Annotated in this window: 16 protein-coding genes and 1 tRNA gene; 5 read left to right on the plus strand and 12 right to left on the minus strand. The window is 71.0% G+C overall.

The features are described from left to right. Positions 1 to 128 precede the first annotated feature (128 nt). The 6 genes from thrB to argS all read right to left on the minus strand — a co-directional run bounded on the left by thrB (position 129) and on the right by argS (position 7,669). Positions 129 to 1,097 (minus strand): homoserine kinase, encoded by a 969-nt coding sequence (gene thrB, locus ACF1AJ_RS07355; protein WP_391506743.1) that lies wholly within the window; start codon positions 1,095 to 1,097, stop codon positions 129 to 131. Continuing rightward, complete coding sequence (gene thrC, locus ACF1AJ_RS07360; RefSeq protein WP_391506744.1) at positions 1,094 to 2,218, minus strand: threonine synthase; 1,125 nt, start codon at positions 2,216 to 2,218, stop codon at positions 1,094 to 1,096. Before thrC ends, thrB begins: the two co-directional genes overlap by 4 nt. Next, a complete protein-coding gene (locus ACF1AJ_RS07365) occupies positions 2,218 to 3,588 on the minus strand; it encodes a homoserine dehydrogenase (protein WP_391506745.1) in 1,371 nt (456 codons plus the stop codon). Before ACF1AJ_RS07365 ends, thrC begins: the two co-directional genes overlap by 1 nt. Next, positions 3,585 to 5,042 carry a diaminopimelate decarboxylase gene (lysA, locus tag ACF1AJ_RS07370; RefSeq protein ID WP_391506746.1) on the minus strand — a complete coding sequence of 486 codons (1,458 nt, stop codon included), beginning with the start codon at positions 5,040 to 5,042 and terminating at the stop codon, positions 3,585 to 3,587. Before lysA ends, ACF1AJ_RS07365 begins: the two co-directional genes overlap by 4 nt. Before the next feature lie 122 nt (positions 5,043 to 5,164). Continuing rightward, positions 5,165 to 5,962, minus strand: a complete 798-nt coding sequence (locus ACF1AJ_RS07375; protein WP_391506747.1) for a DUF2993 domain-containing protein — start codon at positions 5,960 to 5,962, stop codon at positions 5,165 to 5,167. Positions 5,963 to 5,980: 18 nt separating this feature from the next. Further along, on the minus strand, positions 5,981 to 7,669 hold the full coding sequence (gene argS, locus ACF1AJ_RS07380) for an arginine--tRNA ligase (protein ID WP_309857849.1): 1,689 nt from the start codon (positions 7,667 to 7,669) through the stop codon (positions 5,981 to 5,983). Positions 7,670 to 7,810: 141 nt separating this feature from the next. On the opposite strand from argS, the gene ACF1AJ_RS07385 reads away from it, so the two are divergent. The 3 genes from ACF1AJ_RS07385 to rlmC all read left to right on the plus strand — a co-directional run bounded on the left by ACF1AJ_RS07385 (position 7,811) and on the right by rlmC (position 9,758). Then, a complete protein-coding gene (locus tag ACF1AJ_RS07385; RefSeq protein ID WP_309857847.1) occupies positions 7,811 to 8,425 on the plus strand; it encodes an iron ABC transporter ATP-binding protein in 615 nt (204 codons plus the stop codon). An 85-nt stretch (positions 8,426 to 8,510) separates the two neighbouring features. Beyond that, a tRNA-Arg gene (locus tag ACF1AJ_RS07390) sits at positions 8,511 to 8,586 on the plus strand. A gap of 47 nt (positions 8,587 to 8,633) precedes the next feature. Continuing rightward, complete coding sequence (rlmC, locus tag ACF1AJ_RS07395) at positions 8,634 to 9,758, plus strand: 23S rRNA (uracil(747)-C(5))-methyltransferase RlmC (RefSeq protein WP_391506748.1); 1,125 nt, start codon at positions 8,634 to 8,636, stop codon at positions 9,756 to 9,758. A 66-nt stretch (positions 9,759 to 9,824) separates the two neighbouring features. Here the strand turns inward: rlmC and msrA are convergent, their stop codons facing one another. The 5 genes from msrA to ACF1AJ_RS07420 all read right to left on the minus strand — a co-directional run bounded on the left by msrA (position 9,825) and on the right by ACF1AJ_RS07420 (position 13,574). Next, positions 9,825 to 10,334 (minus strand): peptide-methionine (S)-S-oxide reductase MsrA, encoded by a 510-nt coding sequence (gene msrA, locus ACF1AJ_RS07400; RefSeq protein ID WP_391506749.1) that lies wholly within the window; start codon positions 10,332 to 10,334, stop codon positions 9,825 to 9,827. A gap of 12 nt (positions 10,335 to 10,346) precedes the next feature. Further along, entirely contained in the window at positions 10,347 to 10,793 is a 447-nt protein-coding gene (msrB, locus tag ACF1AJ_RS07405) for a peptide-methionine (R)-S-oxide reductase MsrB (protein WP_309857829.1), read from the minus strand. A 36-nt stretch (positions 10,794 to 10,829) separates the two neighbouring features. Then, on the minus strand, positions 10,830 to 11,714 hold the full coding sequence (locus tag ACF1AJ_RS07410) for a type IV toxin-antitoxin system AbiEi family antitoxin domain-containing protein (RefSeq protein ID WP_391506750.1): 885 nt from the start codon (positions 11,712 to 11,714) through the stop codon (positions 10,830 to 10,832). 199 nt (positions 11,715 to 11,913) lie between these two features. Then, entirely contained in the window at positions 11,914 to 12,342 is a 429-nt protein-coding gene (locus ACF1AJ_RS07415) for a hypothetical protein (RefSeq protein ID WP_391506751.1), read from the minus strand. Further along, positions 12,339 to 13,574: a mechanosensitive ion channel family protein gene (locus ACF1AJ_RS07420; RefSeq protein WP_391506752.1), complete on the minus strand. Its 1,236-nt coding sequence runs from the start codon at positions 13,572 to 13,574 to the stop codon at positions 12,339 to 12,341. The genes ACF1AJ_RS07415 and ACF1AJ_RS07420 overlap by 4 nt, the downstream gene beginning before the upstream one ends. A 157-nt stretch (positions 13,575 to 13,731) precedes the next feature. Here ACF1AJ_RS07420 and ACF1AJ_RS07425 point away from each other — a divergent pair, with 157 nt between their 5' ends. Then, entirely contained in the window at positions 13,732 to 14,727 is a 996-nt protein-coding gene (locus tag ACF1AJ_RS07425; RefSeq protein ID WP_391506753.1) for an SDR family oxidoreductase, read from the plus strand. Positions 14,728 to 14,745: 18 nt separating this feature from the next. Here the strand turns inward: ACF1AJ_RS07425 and ACF1AJ_RS07430 are convergent, their stop codons facing one another. Continuing rightward, positions 14,746 to 15,318, minus strand: coding sequence for a hypothetical protein (locus tag ACF1AJ_RS07430; protein ID WP_391506754.1), 573 nt, complete (start codon positions 15,316 to 15,318; stop codon positions 14,746 to 14,748). 160 nt (positions 15,319 to 15,478) lie between these two features. Here ACF1AJ_RS07430 and ACF1AJ_RS07435 point away from each other — a divergent pair, with 160 nt between their 5' ends. After that, the gene (locus tag ACF1AJ_RS07435) at positions 15,479 to 16,636 is read left to right on the plus strand and encodes an ROK family protein (RefSeq protein WP_391506755.1); all 1,158 of its coding nucleotides are present in this window, start codon (positions 15,479 to 15,481) and stop codon (positions 16,634 to 16,636) included. The last annotated feature ends 20 nt before the right edge of the window (positions 16,637 to 16,656 follow it).

Genomic DNA, 16,656 nt, shown 5'->3' on the forward strand with positions numbered 1-16,656 from the left:
GCCCGGGAAGGCAGGCAGGAGTGACGGCATGATTGCTAGGAGATCACCCGGAAGCGGAATTCGCTCGTGACGCGGGTTCTTCACGGGTGCGACTGCAGTTTACCACCTCGCGGCGGGGCCGTCCGACGCTAGGCCGCTGGCGTGTCCGTTCGTGTCGACCCGCTGTCGGCGGCGACGCGGGTGACCGTTGCGCCCTTGAAGTCGACGGCGAGCATGAGCGGCTGCCAGCGGGTCTCCGCCGACTGCTCGACGAGGCGCGCGGCGGCGAGACGCTGGCTCGGGTCGCTCCCCAGCACGAGGATGGACGGACCGGCGCCCGACACGACGGCGGCGAACCCGTTCTCGCGCAGCAGCGTGATCAGCCGGTCGGTCTCCGGCATGGCCGAGGCGCGGTAGCTCTGGTGGAGCTTGTCCTCGGTGGCCGCATGCAGCAGCTCGGGGCTCTGGATGAGGGCCGCGACGAGCAGGGCGGAGCGGGAGACGTTGAAGACGGCGTCCTCGTGCGGCACGGACTGCGGCTGCAGACTGCGGGCGAGCGCAGTGGACATGACCGTCTCGGGAACGAGCACGAGCGGCGAGACGCCGCGGTGCACGATGAGCTTCTTGAACCGCGGACCCTCCGGGGTCACCCACGCGATCGTCAGGCCGCCGAACAGGGCGGGCGCCACGTTGTCCGGGTGTCCCTCCATATCGTTCGCGAGCGCGAGCAGCGTCTGGGCATCGAGGTCGACGACGCCCTCCAGCAGGCCCTTCGCGGCCATGATGCCGGAGACGATGGCGGCGCCGGAGGAGCCCATCCCCCGCCCGTGCGGGATGCTGTTGCGCGCCCGCAGGTTCAGGCCGGGAAGCGGGATGCCGACGGCCTCGAAGGTGTGCGCGATCGCGCGGACCACGAGGTTGCTCTCGTCGGTCGCCACCTCTCCTTCGCCGACGCCGGTGACCTCGACGGTCGCACCGGGCTCGTCACGGACGGAGACCTCGAGCTCGTCGTACAGCGCGAGGGCGAGGCCGAGCGTGTCGAATCCCGGTCCGAGGTTGGCGCTCGTCGCCGGGACCTTGACCGCGACGGTCCGACCGCGGAGGTCGGGCGTGGTCACGCGGTCGCCTCTGCGGCGGACGTCTGCCCGGCGGGCGCCAGGCCGAGCACGTCGGCGATGGCGGTCGTGTCGACCGGGACGACGGTGGGCTGGACATCGGAGCCGTCGGCCGTGCGGAGAGCCCACTGCGGGTCCTTCAGGCCGTGGCCGGTGACGGTGAGGACGACGGTCGCGCCGGCGGGGATCACTCCGGCCTCCGAGCGCTCCAGGAGTCCGGCGACGCTGATCGCGGACGCCGGCTCGACGAAGATGCCGACTTCGGCGGAGAGGATACGGTGCGCCTCGAGGATCTTGGCGTCGCTGATCGCTCCGAACCAGCCGTCGCTGTCGTCGCGGGCGTTCAGTGCGAGCTCCCACGATGCGGGGTTGCCGATGCGGATCGCGGTGGCGATCGTGTCGGGATCCTTCACGGCGTGGCCGAGGACGATCGGGGCACTGCCCGAAGCCTGGAAGCCGAACATGCGGGGCAGCTTGGCCGACTCGCCGCGCTGCAGCTCCTCCGTGTAGCCGCGGTGGTAGGCGGTGTAGTTGCCGGCGTTGCCGACCGGGACGAGGTGGAAGTCCGGCGCGTCGCCCAGGGCCTCGACGACCTCGAAGGCCGCCGTCTTCTGCCCCTCGATGCGGTCCGGGTTCACGGAGTTCACCAGGTGCACCGGGTAGTTGGTGGCCAGCTCGCGCGCGATGTCGAGGCAGTCGTCGAAGTTGCCCTGCACCTGCAGCAGCTGGGCGTTGTGCGCGATGGCCTGGCTGAGCTTGCCCATCGCGATCTTCCCCTCAGGCACGAGCACGACCGACTGGATGCCCGCGTGCGTCGCGTACGCCGCGGCCGACGCCGAGGTGTTGCCGGTGGAGGCGCAGATGACCGCCTTCGCACCATGCTCGACGGCCTTGGAGATCGCCATGGTCATGCCGCGGTCCTTGAAGGAACCGGTCGGGTTCATGCCCTCGAACTTCACGTACACGTCGGCGCCCGTCCGCGCGGACAGCGCGGGGGCCGGGATGAGCGGCGTGCCGCCCTCGCCCAGCGTGACGATCGGAGTGGCGTCGGAGATGTTCAGGCGGTCCGCGTACTCGCGGAGGACGCCGCGCCACTGACGACTGTAGGCCTTCGGCTGGGGCATTACGATCCTTCGACTCGGAGAACGGAAGAGATGGCGATCACGACGTCGCTCGCCGCGAGAGCCTCGACGGTGGCCGCGAGTGCGGCCTCCTCGGCTTCGTGGGTGCCGATCACCAGGGTAGCGGTGGCCGTCCCGCCGCCGTGAATCGAGCCGGCCGCGGCGGGTGCCGCTCCGGCGATCACGACGGGTCCGGTGATGCTCGGAACGGACTGCTGCACGGTCTCGACGCTGACCCCGCCGTCGCTCAGGATGCGCGCGACCGCGGCGAGGACGCCGGGCTGGTCCTCGACGTCGAGCGTGATCTGGTAGCGGGTGACGACGCGGCCGATGTCGAGCACCGGCAGATCGGAGTGCGTCGACTCGGCGACGCCCGGTCCGCCCACCACGTGCCGGCGGGCGGCGGACACCACGTCGCCGAGCACGGCGGATGCGGTCTCGACCCCGCCGGCGCCCGCGCCGTAGAACATGAGGTCGCCGGCCGCGGCCGACTGCACGAACACGGCGTTGTGCGCGCCGTGCACGGCCGCGAGCGGATGGTCGCGACTGATGAGCGCGGGATAGACGCGGGCCGAGACGCCCTCCTCCCCCGTCTCCGGGTCGGTCAGGCGCTCGCAGATCGCCAGCAGCTTGATGACCGCGCCGGCCTCGCGGGCCGCATCCACCTGTGCCTTGGTGACGCTCGTGATGCCCTCGCGGTAGACGCGCTCCAGGGGAACGACGGTGTGGAACGCCAGGCTCGCCAGGATGGCCGCCTTCTGCGCCGCGTCGTACCCGCCGATGTCGGCGGTCGGGTCCGCTTCGGCGTATCCGCGTTCGGTGGCCGTGGCCAGCGCGTCCTGCAGCGTCTCGCCGTTCACGTCCATCCGGTCGAGCACGAAGTTCGTGGTGCCGTTGACGATGCCGAGGATGCGGTTGATGCGGTCGCCCGCGAGGCTGTCGCGCAGCGGCCGGATGATCGGGATGGCGCCGGCGACGGCCGCCTCGTAGTAGAGCTGCGCACCGACCTGCTCTGCGGCGTCGAACAGCTCGGGGCCGTGCGTCGCCAGCAGCGCCTTGTTCGCCGTGATGACGTCGGCGCCGGAGTTCAGCGCCTCCAGCACGTAGCCGCGGGCCGGCTCGATGCCGCCCATCAGCTCCACGACGATGTCCGCGCCGAGGATCAGCGAGGAGGCGTCGGTGGTGAACAGCTCGCGCGGCAGGTCGGCGTCGCGCGGCGCATCCACATCGCGGACGGCGATGCCCACCAGCTCGAGGCGCGCGCCGATGCGGGAGGCGAACTCGTCGCCCTGTTCCAGCAGGAGTCGGGCCACCTGCGATCCGACGGAGCCGGCCCCGAGCAGGGCGACACGGAGGTTGCGGTACTCGATCATGCCTGACTGCGCTCCTTCGACGCGGAAACGGTGGATGCGGGCGCCGCGTAGCCGGCGTCGCGCGCGAGGAGGTCCTCGATGGTCTCGCCGCGGACGATCACCCGCGCCTCCCCGTCGCGTACCGCGACGACCGGCGGCCGCCCGATGTGGTTGTAGTTGCTGGACAGCGGCCAGCAGTAGGCGCCCGTGGCGGGCACGGCGAGCAGGTCGCCGGGCTCGACGTCGCCCGGGAGGTATTCGGCGTCCACGACGATGTCGCCGCTCTCGCAGTGCTTGCCGGCGACGCGCACGAGGGCGGGAGCCGCCTGCGAGACGCGGTTCGCGATCCTGGCCGAGTAGTCGGCGCCGTAGAGAGCAGGGCGGGCGTTGTCGCTCATCCCGCCGTCGACGCTGACGTACCGGCGGACCGCGGTCTCGCCGTCGTCCTGGAACGCGACAGGCACGTCCTTCGTCGTCCCGACGGTGTAGAGCGTGAGTCCGGCGGTGCCGATGATCGACCGGCCGGGCTCGAACGCGACGACCGGCGCCGGGATGTCGAGCTCCTCGCATCCCGCAGCCACCGTCTCCGCGATGCGCCGCGCGAGCTCGCCGATCGGCGCAGGATCGTCGGCAGAGGTGTAGGCGATGCCGAAGCCGCCGCCGAGGTTCAGCTCGGGCACGTCGCCGCCCGCGAGGAGCTCCTTGTGGAGCGTGAGCAGCCGCGCGGCCGACTCGGCGAACCCGTCGGCACCGAAGATCTGCGAGCCGATGTGGCAGTGCAGACCGCGGAACGCGAGGGAGGCGTGCGACCGGATCAGCGCGACGGCCTCCGTCGCGTGCTCCAGCGCGATCCCGAACTTCTGGTCCTCGTGGGCGGTCGCAAGGAAGGCGTGTGTGTGGGCGTGCACGCCGCTGTTCACGCGCAGGCGGACGCTCTGGACTACGCCGTGGCGCACGGCTGCGGCGGCGACGCGGCCGATCTCCTGCACGCTGTCGATGATGATGGCGCCGATGCCGGCCTCGACCGCCTGGTCGATCTCGGCGAGCGACTTGTTGTTGCCGTGGAAGCCGATCCGCTCCGGGTCGACCCCGGCGGCCAGCGCGACGGCCAGCTCGCCCCCGCTGCAGACGTCGACGTTGAGGCCTGCGTCCGACATCCACCGCGCCACCTCGATGCTGAGGAACGCCTTGCCGGCGTAGTAGACCTTCGCGGCGGTGCCGATCTCGGCGAACGCGCGGTCGAAAGCCTCGCGCACCTCGACGGCGCGCGCCCTGGCGTCCTCCTCGTCGATCACGTACAGCGGCGTGCCGAAGCGGGCGGCGAGCTCGCTCGCCGCGAGACCGCCGACGACCAGCTCTGCCGCGTCGCGATCGACCGTCCGGGACCAGAGGCCCGGGGCGAGCGCGTTCGCGTCCGCGGGCACGTGCAGCCACGGCGGGGCGAGCGGGTTGGACGCAGCGACAGGATCAGCCATAGGGAACCTCACGGGTGGCGACGAGTGGGGGTCTCCTAGGCGAGCGGACCCGGATTGGCCCCTGAAGCCGGTGGAGATGACAGCAGAAGTCTATCCAGGCCGCACGACACGCTCGGTGCGTGTTACGAACAGCTCCCCTTGCTGGCCATGAACTTCTGGTCGAGGACGAAGTCGCTCGCGGTCAGCTCGACGGTGGCGTGGCCAGGGGTCACCTGGATGTCGGACACCTCGACGCCGTCGGGGAGGTACTGCGCCGCGCACACCGGGAACGGGCCCTGCGAGGTCAGCGCCTGCAGCAGACGGCTGAGGTTGACGTCGCCGGCTCCGGTCGTCAGGTTGGCCTTGTCCGGCTTCAGCAGCACCTGCTTGCCGGCCGCCTCGGGCGTCGCTGTCACGGTGTAGCCGACGGGGAGGCCGAGCAGGTCGATCTTCCCGTCGTAGCCGATCGTGCCGTCGCCGAGGGTGATGTCGCCGGTGGCGCCGGGGATCTTCACGAGGGTGTTCAGCGACTCCTGGCTGATGCGCAAGGTGCCGGTCGCATCGGCGATGGGCTTCGAGAAGTCGGCCGGGACGCCGGTGGCGACGACGGTCGCGCTCAGCGGGGCTCCCTGCACGACGAGCTTCGGCGCATCCAGCTCGACCCGCTGGAAGGAGCCGGACAGGTACTGCTGCAGCACGGAGAAGCCGCCGATGTGGGTCGTCACCTCTCCGCGGATGTCGTCGGGGAGGTTCTTCTCGATCTCGTCGGACACCCGCTGCTCGGCGTAGGCGCGCACGGCCGTGTCGGTCACGACCAGCAGCACGACGATCACGGCGACCGGGATGCCGATGGCGAGCAGGAGACGCAGCCACAGCGGCCGCCTACGTCGCGGCGCTGCGGCCTTCGCCTCGGGGATCACCTGGGTGGTGTTGTCGCTCATCCGGTCGTCATCCGTTCGCTACATGCGGTCCGGCGCGGAGACCCCGAGCAGGCCGAGGCCGTTGCGGATCACCTGGCCGGTCGCGTCGTTCAGCCAGAGGCGGGTGCGGTGCAGATCGGTCACCGGCTCCTCGCCGTGCGGGAGCACGCGCGTCGAGCCGTCGCGGACGGCGTACCAGGCGTGGTAGAGGCCGGCGAGCTCCTCGATGTAGCGGGCGACGCGGTGCGGCTCGCGCAGCTCGGCCGCCTGGGCGACCACGCGCGGGAACTCCTGCAGACCGCCCAGCAGCGCCGACTCGGTCTCGTGCGTGAGCAGTTCCGGCGCGAAGACACTGCGGTCGACTCCGGCCTTCTCGGCGTTCGCCGCCACCGAGCGGGTGCGCGCGTGGGCGTACTGCACGTAGTAGACGGGGTTCTCGTTGCTGCGCTTGGTCAGCAGGTCGAGGTCGATGTCGAGCTGCGAGTCGGTCGAGGAGCGCACCAGGGCGTAGCGCGCGGCGTCGACGCCCACCGCATCCACCAGGTCGTCGAGCGTCACGATGGTTCCCGCGCGCTTGGACATGCGGACGGGCTCGCCGTCCTTCACCAGGTTGACCATCTGGCCGATGAGGATCTGCAGGTTCTCGTTCGGCTTGTCGCCGAACGCCTCGACCATCGCCATCATGCGGCCGATGTAGCCGTGGTGGTCGGCGCCCAGCATGATGATGTTCTGCTCGAAGCCGCGCTCGCGCTTGTCGAGGTAGTAGCCGAGGTCGCCGGAGATGTAAGCGGGCTCGCCGTTGGAGCGGATGATGACGCGGTCGCGGTCGTCGCCGAACGTCGTGGTGCGCAGCCAGATGGCGCCGTCAGCCTCGAAGATGTGGCCCTGCTCGCGCAGTCGCGCGATGGCACGGTCGACCGCGCCGGACTCGTGCAGGGAGTCTTCGTGGAAGTAGACGTCGAAGTCGACGCCGAACGAGTGCAGGCGGTCCTTGATCTCCTGGAACATCAGCTGGGTGCCCGCCGAGCGGAACACCTCCTGCTGCTGCTCGCGCGGAAGGGCGGCGAGGTCGCCGTCGAATCCCTGCACGACACGCTCGGCGATCTCGCCGATGTAACCGCCGCCGTAGCCGTCCTCCGGCGTGGGCTCACCGAGGTACGCGGCGAGCAGGCTGCGCGCGAACCGGTCGATCTGCGATCCGTGGTCGTTGAAGTAGTACTCGCGGGTAACGTCGGCGCCCTCGGCCTGCAGGATGCGCGCCAGGCTGTCGCCGACGGCCGCCCAGCGCGCGCCGCCCATGTGGACGGGGCCGGTCGGGTTGGCCGAGACGAACTCCAGGTTCACGGTCAGGCCGTCGTACACGTCGCCGCGACCGTACGCATCGCCGGCCTCGACGATGGTCTTGGCCAGCTGCCCGGCGGCCGCGGCCTCCAGGCGGAAGTTGATGAAACCGGGACCGGCGACCTCGGCGGACGCGACACCGTCGATGCCGGCGGCGGCCGCGGCGATCTGCTCGGCGAGCTCGCGCGGGTTCGCACCGACCTTCTTCGCGAGGCGCATCGCCACGTTCGACGCCCAGTCGCCGTGGTCGCGGTTCTTCGGGCGCTCCAGAGGCACGTCGTCGACCGTGAGAGCGAGCTCGGGGATGTCCGCGCCGGCCGCTCGTCGCTGCTCGACCACCGTCGTCACGATGTCGAGGAGGGCGGCGGAGAGGTCAGCGGGAGTCATGAGGATCGATTCTACCGGGCGGCCGTGGGGGCCGGCGTCGGCGGGGCACGGCGGGCCGTCGGGTTCGCGGCGCGCGAATTGATAGGGTCATCGCGACGCGCGCTCCCGCACGGCGTGCCGAACAGAGAGACGAAGAGCCGAATGCCCTCATCCACCCGCCGTTTCGCCCTTCTGACCGCGACCGTCGCGGCAGGACTCCTCGCATCCGCCGCGCTCGCCGGCTGCACGCCGACTCCCACGCCGTCGAAGACGCCGACCGCGTCCGCGTCGGCCACCAAGACACCGACGGCGACGCCCGTGCCGGTGGTGACGCCGACCGCTCCCCCGACGCCCGTCGGCATCACCTGCGACCAGGTGCTCACGGCGGACCAGCTGTACGCGTTCAACCCGAATTACGGCCCGGATCCGGACTACGCGGCCAAGGACGGCACCCTCGAGAAGAAGATCGTCGACTGGCAGGGCGTCTCGTGCGCCTGGAAGAACCAGACCAGCGGCGACGTCGTGCAGATCGCCGTCGCGAAGCCGCCGTCGGATGCGCTCGAGAGCCTGAAGAACGCGGCGATCACCGACGCGAAGCCGGTTCCGACCTACGGCGTTCCGCCCGAGGTCGAGGGCTACTTCAAGGCCGGCAGCAGCGGACAGGTGCAGATCTTCCGCGGCCCGTACTGGATCGTGTCCGAGTCGGGCGCGTTCTTCGAGCCGGGCGACGCGGCGCCGCTGATGGAGAGCGTGCTGGGGAACATCCCCGCCTCCTGAGCCGGCAGCCGTCCTCGCGAGCACCCGCCGGCCCCGCCGATTTCACGGTGGTGGCCGACGGGATGCTAGCCTGGAGAACACCCTGGCCCCCATAGCTCAGGGGATAGAGCGTCTGCCTCCGGAGCAGAAGGCCGTAGGTTCAAATCCTACTGGGGGCACCATCCGATCGCCGCGCTCCTCGGCTGGGCACGGCTGACCCGAGAGCCGCATGGACTGTTCGTACTTCGACGCCGGCGTGTGCCGCTCGTGCACGCTGATGGGTGTCCCGTACGCGGAACAGCTCGACGGCAAGGACCGCCTCGCCCGCGAGCTGCTCGCATCCTACGGCGACGCGGTCTGGCTCCCGCCGGTCGCGAGTGCCGAGGCGGGATACCGCAACAAGGCCAAGATGGTCGTCGGCGGAACCGTGGAGCAGCCGACCATCGGCATCCTCGACGAAGCCGGTCGCGGCGTCGACCTGCGCGAGTGCGGCATCTGCTCGCCCGGCATCCGTGCCGCCCTCCCCGTGCTCGCGCGTTTCGTCACCCGGCAGCGGCTGGAGCCGTACCGGGTTCCGGAGCGCCGGGGCGAGCTGAAGTACGTGCTCGTCACCGAGTCGCCGGACGGTGACCTCATGGTCCGGTTCGTCGCCCGGTCGGAGCAGACAGTCGCGCGCGTGCGCGCCGGTCTCGGGCAGCTGCTGGCCGACCTGCCGCGCGCCCGCGTCGTCACGGTGAATGTGCAGCCGGAGCACAAGGCCGTGGTGGAGGGCGACACGGAGGTCGTGCTCACCCGGGAGTCGACGCTCACGATGCGCCTTGGTGCGGTGTCGCTGCGGCTTCGGCCGCAGAGCTTCTTCCAGACCAACACCGCGGTCGCCACCGCCCTGTACGGCCAGGTGGCCGCCTGGGTGAACGAGGTCGCCCCCGCCTCGGTGTGGGACCTGTACTGCGGCGTCGGCGGATTCGCCCTGCACGTCGCGGCGCCGGGGCGACGGGTGGTCGGCGTCGAGACCAGCAGGGAGGCCGTGCGCAGCGCGCGTGCGACCGCTGTGGCGGCCGGCCTGCCGCAGGTGGCGTTCCGGGCGGGCGACGCGACGGCGTTCGCATTGTCCGCCGCGGCGGCTCCGGAACTCGTGATCGTCAATCCGCCGCGCAGAGGGATCGGTGCAGAGCTGGCGGGCTGGCTGGAGGGCTCGGGCGTCGGTAGCGTGGTCTACTCCAGCTGCAACCCGAAGAGCCTCGCTCAGGACCTCGCGCGGATGCCGTCCTACCGCGTGCGGACGGGGCGGGTGCTCGACATGTTCCCGCAGACCGGGCACATGGAGGTCGCCGTACTGCTCGAGCGCCGCTGAAACGGACCGGCCGGCGGGTGGTGCACCCGCCGGCCGGCCCTTCAGCTCAGCTCGAGTCGGCTGAGCTCAGCTCGCTGCGGTCTCGCGCTTGGGCAGCTTCCAGCCCGGACGCACGAAGTGGCAGGTGTAGCCCCACGGGATGCGCTCCAGGTAGTCCTGGTGCTCCGGCTCGGCCTCCCAGAACGGACCGGCGGCGGTCACCTCGGTGACGACCTTGCCGGGCCACAGGCCCGACGCGTCCACGTCGGCGATGGTGTCCTCGGCGATTCGGTGCTGCTCGTCGTTCTCGTAGAAGATCGCGGAGCGGTAGCTGGTGCCGACGTCGTTACCCTGACGGTTCTTGGTCGACGGGTCGTGGATCTGGAAGAAGAACTCGAGCAGGTCGCGGTACGTGGTCCGCTCGGGGTCGTACTCGATCTCGATCGCCTCGGCATGGGATCCGTGGTTGCGGTAGGTGGCGTTGGGGACGTCGCCTCCGGTGTAGCCGACGCGCGTGCTGGTCACGCCGGGGAGCTTGCGGATGAGGTCCTGCATGCCCCAGAAACACCCGCCGGCGAGGATGGCCTTCTCAGTCATTTCTCTCTGTCCTTACTTCTCGAAGAGCTTCGTGTAGTCGCCGTAACCAGCCGCGTCGAGCTCGGAGAGCGGGACGAACCGGAGGGCGGCGGAGTTGATGCAATAGCGCAGGCCGCCTGCCTCGGCGGGCCCGTCGTCGAACAGGTGACCCAGGTGGCTGTCACCGTGGGCCGAGCGGACCTCGGTGCGCACCATCCCGTACGTGCGGTCCACCTTCTCCACGATGTTGCCGGGCTCGACCGGAACGGTGAAGCTCGGCCACCCCGAGCGGCTGTCGTACTTGTTCACGGACGCGAACAGCGGCTCACCCGACACGATGTCGACATACAGCCCCTCCTCGTGGTTGTTCCAGAACTCGTTGCGGAAGGCGGGCTCGGTGGCGGCCTCCTGCGTGACCGCGTACTGGCGCGGCGTCAGCTGGGCGAGGGCCTCCGGGTCCTTGCGGTAGTCCTGTGTCACGTTTCCTCCTCGTGCGGCGCGCTGGCTGCGACGCCGTCAGTAGATGGAACACGCGAGCACTCCCGGTTGGTCCCGCTGATCCTGTGAGTTCGCCGAGTGCGCGACAACCGCCTCGATGGAGTGGAGAACGCTCGGCCAGGCGTCCCGCACCTGGGCTGCGGAGACCCGCAAACGGGCGCTGCCCGCCGCCGCGAGGTACGCATCCCGTGCCCGATCGCGCTCGAAGGCGTCGCGGCCCGCGTGAAACGCGAATCCGTCGATCTCCAGGTAGAGTACGCCGTCCACCCGCATGTCCACCCGGCCGACTCCGGGAACGTGAACCTGCTGCTCGACCAGATGACCGAGCGCCTGCAGCCGCTGCCGGACGATCGACTCCACCCCGGATTCCGACCCCGGACGCGCCAGCACCGCCCGAGACCGTGCCCGGCTCGGCTGGCTTTCGAGGATGCGCCGGAGGGTGACGGGATTCACCAGGCCCGCGGTGATCGCCGTGTCGAACACCGCCACTGCCGTCTCCTCATCCGCACAGCGCGCCACGGAGCGCAGGCAGTCGGCGACGGTCACCCGCCAGAGCTGGTCGCCTCGCTCCGTGGGCAACCAGTGCCGAACCTGGCCGCGCCGCTCCTGCTGTTCCGGCCCGGCACGGGCATGCGGGGAGAACTGCAGGTGGAGACGCGGGTCGTGTCCCGCCCACAGCCCATAACTCCGCGCAGCCGACACGCACGACAGCCGGCCGCGTGCCGCCACCGCAGCCAGCGCGTCGGGCTGTGCCGCAGGCAGGGCGTAGACGCCTCTCCGCATCCGGCGCAGAGTCCCGCCGCGCACGGCCGTCGTCAGTTCTTCGGCCGAGGCGCCGGCCGCCCGCAACTGGTGCACGGTCGCGATTCCGCCGAGCCGCTCGAGTGTTCGTTCGTCGATCATGCAAGCAGCCTCGCAGCGGCGACGCAGGCCGGGACCGACGGGACCGGATCTGTGGAGAACCCGGGCCAGGGCACGGAGGGTGCAACGTAGGAGAAAGTGCCCCGAATCTCCGACCGACCGCGGTGGGGATGGAGATTCGGGGCGGAAACGCCGGGATCTCCGACGGAGGCGGGCCGATCTCCTGCGGGACGGGGACGGCCTACGGGCGGGCCTCGTGGCCCGGCTCGCCGTGGGTGCGCCGCTGCTCCTTCAAGTCCGCCTCGTAGAGGTGGCGGCGCCCGCCGGCCAGCCGGTCGCGCGCCTCACGCTCCAGGTCGCGGAAGAGGGCGTAGTAGCCGTCGTCGAAGTCCTCGACGATCTGGAACGTCCACCGGCCCTCGATGACGTTCCGGCCCACCAGCTCGTGCTCGATGCGGTCGGCGAGGTCGGCGTGACCGGCGTCGCGCAGCTTCTCCACGGCCTCGCCGAGCGTGAAATCGGCCTTCCCGGTGAGCCGATGGAAGCCGTACAGCAGTCCGCGCGCGTGCTCGACCACCTCCAGCGCCTCGCTGAGGCTGCCGAGCGCATCCACCGTCGCGTCGTCCAGGCCCTCGGGCCGCGTGTGCTGTTCGTCCGGTCCGTCGGTCATCGGTTCTCCTCGTTCCTCGGGGCCGGCCCCTCGGCGGGGACGGCGGTCGGCTCTCTGTCGCCGTCGTCCTCCCGGACGATCGGAATGGCGTCGGTGAACTGCTGCGCGCGCTGCTCGTTCTCGGGAGTGCCGCTGAACAGACGACCCTCCTCCTCGCTGCGGGCGCGCGACGGCCGGTCGCGCGGCTCCGGCGCCTCCGCGATCTCCACCCGCTGTCGCGGCAGCGAGGCCGGCGAGTACCGCTGCATCCAGTCGATGAGCCGCTCGCGCACCAGGCAGCGCAGGTCGAACAGCGTGGGGGCGTCCTTCGCGGTGACGAGCACACGCACCCGCACCCAGCCGCCGACCGCATCGGTGACCTGCAGGACGCCCGTGCGGTGATCCCACAGGTCGGTGGTGGCGAGGATGCGGTTCAGCTCCGCGCGCATGCCTCCGGTGGACACCCGCCAGTCGAGGTCGAACTCGATCGAGCCGAGCAGCTCGCTGTGCTGCCGCGTCCAGTTCTCGAACGGCTTGGTCGTGAAGTAGGTGGAGGGGAGCACGAGCCGGCGGTCGTCCCAGACGTGGACGACCACGTAGGTGAGCGTGATCTCCTCGATGGTTCCCCACTGCTGCTCGACCACGACGACGTCGTCGATGCGGATGGCATCGGAGAACGCGAGCTGGATGCCGGCGAACAGGTTCGCGAGGCTCGACTGGGCGGCGACACCGGCGATGATCCCGATGACCCCCGCGGAGGCCAGCAGGCTCGCGCCCGCCGCCTGCAGCGCGGGGAACGTCAGGAGCACGGCGCCCAGTCCGATGACGACCGCCGCCACGATGGTGAGCCGCCGCAGGATGAGCACCTGGGTGCGCACGCGCCGCGCGTAGCGGTTGTCGGGCACGTCGAGCCGGTAGCGCGCCAGCCCCAGGTCCTCCACGAAGACGACGAACGCGGCGACGAACCAGACGCCGGTGGCGATGGTCAGGATGAGGAACGTGTGATGGATGCCGGCCCGCCAGGCCGCCGTGACCTCCGGCGGCATGCTGACGGTCACCGCGATCCACAACACGATCACGACCAGGAACAGCCGGAACGGCACGCGGACGTGGCGGATCAGCAGCTCCGGCCACTGCCTCCTCCGCCCGATCAGGCGCAGCACCACCGCGAGGATGGCCGTGACGGCGACCGCGACGACCACGGCCAGAACGCAGGCGACGGCCAGGCCGGGCCAGCTGTGGAGGGGGAACACGGGTGGGAGGACTCCTCGGGGTCGAATTCGCGAAGGAGTGTACGCGCGCACGGCCGGAGGGTCGACCCGCCCTCGCGAGCGCGGGGCCAGCGGACTAGCCTGGCCATTCGGACGGACGTCCGCCGATCGGCGACGCAGGACGCGTAAAGGAGCGGGAATGGCAGCGACACGGACACTCTTCATCGGCGGGACGGGCGTCATCAGCTCGGCGTGCGTGGCGGAGGCCCTCGAGCAGGGCCACGAGGTCACGGTGGTGAACCGCGGGAACAGCTCGACCCGTCCCCTCCCCGATGGCGTCGAGGTGCTGCACGCCGACATCCGCGACCCGGAGAGCGTGCACCGCGCGCTCGGCGAACGCAGCTTCGACGTCGCCGCCGAGTTCCTCGCCTTCACGCCCGAGCACATCACGACCGACTTCGACCTGTTCGAGGGCCGGGTCGGGCAGTACGTCTTCATCAGTTCCGCCTCCGCCTACCAGAAGCCGCCGTCGCGCGTGCCGGTGACCGAGTCCACCGCGCTGCGCAACCCGTTCTGGCAGTATTCGCGCGACAAGATCGCCTGTGAGGATGCGCTGATGGAGGCGTACCGCGATCGCGGATTCCCGGTCACGATCGTGCGGCCGTCGCACACGTACGACCGCACGATGATCCCGACGACCGGGAGCTGGACCGACCTCGAGCGGATGCGGCGCGGCGCCCCCGTCGTCGTGCACGGCGACGGCACGAGCCGCTGGACGATCACGCACAACACCGACTTCGCGGTGGCGTTCGTCGGCCTGCTCGGCCGCCCCGAGGCCGTCGGCGACGCTTTCCACATCACGGGCGACGAGGCCCCGACGTGGGATCAGATCTACTGCTACCTGGCGGAGGCGCTGGGGGTCGAGGCAGAGCTCGTCCACGTGTCGAGCGAGTCGATCGCCGCGGTGATCCCCGAGGTCGGCCCCGGCCTCCTCGGCGACAAGGCGCACTCGATGCATTTCGACAACAGCAAGGTCAAGGCGATGGTGCCCGGGTTCAGCGCGCGGGTGCCGTTCGCCCGCGGCGCCGGGGAGATCGTGGAGTGGTACCTCGCCGACCAGGAGCGGCAGCGCGTCGACCCCGACCTGGATGCGGCGTTCGACCGCCTCGTGGAGCACGCCCGCGCGCTCGGCTGAGCGCGCGGGCGCGCCGCGTCACTTGGTGTAGCCGCTGCCGGAGGTTGGTGTGGACGACGACGAGGTGATCTTCGTGCCGTCCGGTCCGACGACCCACCAGATGCCGGCGAAGCCCTGCCCGGTGACGTCACCGGCGGACGAGTCGCCCGCGTAGGTGTAGAGCGGGTGCCCGTCGAGGGTGACCTGCTTCTTGCCGTCGACGCCGGTGATCGTGCCGACCGTGCCGGTGACGCCCTGCACGGTCGGGTGGTCGCTGCCGGTCTCGATGGCGGGCCACTGGGTGGCGCACTGCCCGGAGCAGACGCTCATCCCGGAGCCGGCGGTGTCCTTGTCGAAGACGTAGGCGGTGAGGCCCTTGCCGTCGACGACCACGGTGCCGAGCGTGGTCGAGCCGGTCTTCAGGGCCGTCGCGCCGGCGTCGGAGGCGCCGGACGATGTGGACGCGGACGGGCTGGATGAGCCGGATGTGCCGGAGCCCGGCGCCGAGTATCCCCCGCCTCCCGTGGTCGAGCAGGCGGCGAGCGCGAGGAGCACGGCGGCGGCTCCTGCCGCCAGTGCCGCGAAGCGCGTGGGTGAGGTGATGTTTCTCATGAGCGGATGCTCCCTTCCACCCGGTGCACGCTGCCTGAGGGGCGGATGGTTCACTCCCTGAGAGGACCATCAGACAGCACGGCCGGAAACAGGAGCTTTACTATAAAGAAACTTTCCTGATACATTCTCGCGAGAGCATCGTTCCAACGAAGGGATGAGGATGACCGGACCGGTTCGGGGCACCCCCGGGTGGCTGCGCGAGACCAACGACCGCACCGCGCTGTCGTTGCTGCTGCAGCACGGCGTCCTCACCCGCAACCGCATCGGCGAGCTCTCCGGGCTCTCCAAGCCGACTGCGGCGCAGATGGTCGCGCGGCTCGAGACGGCGGGCCTCATCCACGTCGTCGGCGAGGTGTCCGGCGGCCGCGGACCGAACGCGGCCAGCTACGCGGTGCGGACCGACCGCATGCTCGCCGTGGCCGTCGACATCGACGCGGAGGCCCTTCACTCGACCGTCGTCGACGCCTCCGGTGCCGAGCAGCCCATCGCCGTCACGCCGCTCGCCGGCCGATCCCCCGAAGAGGACGTGCGCGCGGCCATCGATGCAGCGTGCGCCGCGGCGGCGGCCGATCCGCAGCAGGTCCGCTCCGTCTGCATCGGCGTGCAGGGCGCGCTCGACCCGCGCACCGACGAGCTGACCTACATCGAGACGCTGCCCGGCTGGCCCAAGCAGGGCATCGGCCGGCGACTCCGCGACGCCCTCGGTATCGAGGTGCGCATCGACAACGACGTGAACCTGGCCGCACTCGCCGAGCGCACCGACGGCGCGGGGCGCGACACGGGCGGCTTCGCGCTGCTCTGGATGGGCGACGGCCTCGGCCTGTCGGTCGACCAGGGCGGCAGCGTCCACCGTGGAGCCTCCGGAGGTGCCGGCGAGATCGGCTACCTGCCCATCCCCCGCTCAGCCGCCGAGCTCGACTCCGACGCCGGCGACCTGCAGGACCTCATCGGAGGCCCGGCCGTCGCCCGGCTCGCGGGCAGCCATGGGGTCTCGCCCGCCACCGACGGCGCCTTCGCCGGCGACCCGGACGCACGCGAGGCGTTCCTCGGGGAGCTCGCCCGCCGCGTCGCCGTCGGCGTCGTACCCGTCCTCGCCCTCCTCGACCCCGAGCTGGTCGTGCTGGGCGGGCCCACCGGCTCGGCGGGCGGCGACCGGCTCGCCGAACTCGTCACCTCCGAACTCCGCCCCGCCTGGGGCGAACGGAGCGTCGTCGCGACCGGCGTCGACGCCCACCCGGTGCTCCGCGGAGCCAGGGAGCACCTCATCGGCGAGGTGCGCGACGCGCTCTTCGCCGAAGTGTCGCGGATCGCACCGTAGCGACCCGCGACCGCACCACC

This window comes from Leifsonia sp. NPDC014704 (assembly GCF_043083605.1).
GTDB lineage: Bacteria > Actinomycetota > Actinomycetes > Actinomycetales > Microbacteriaceae > Leifsonia.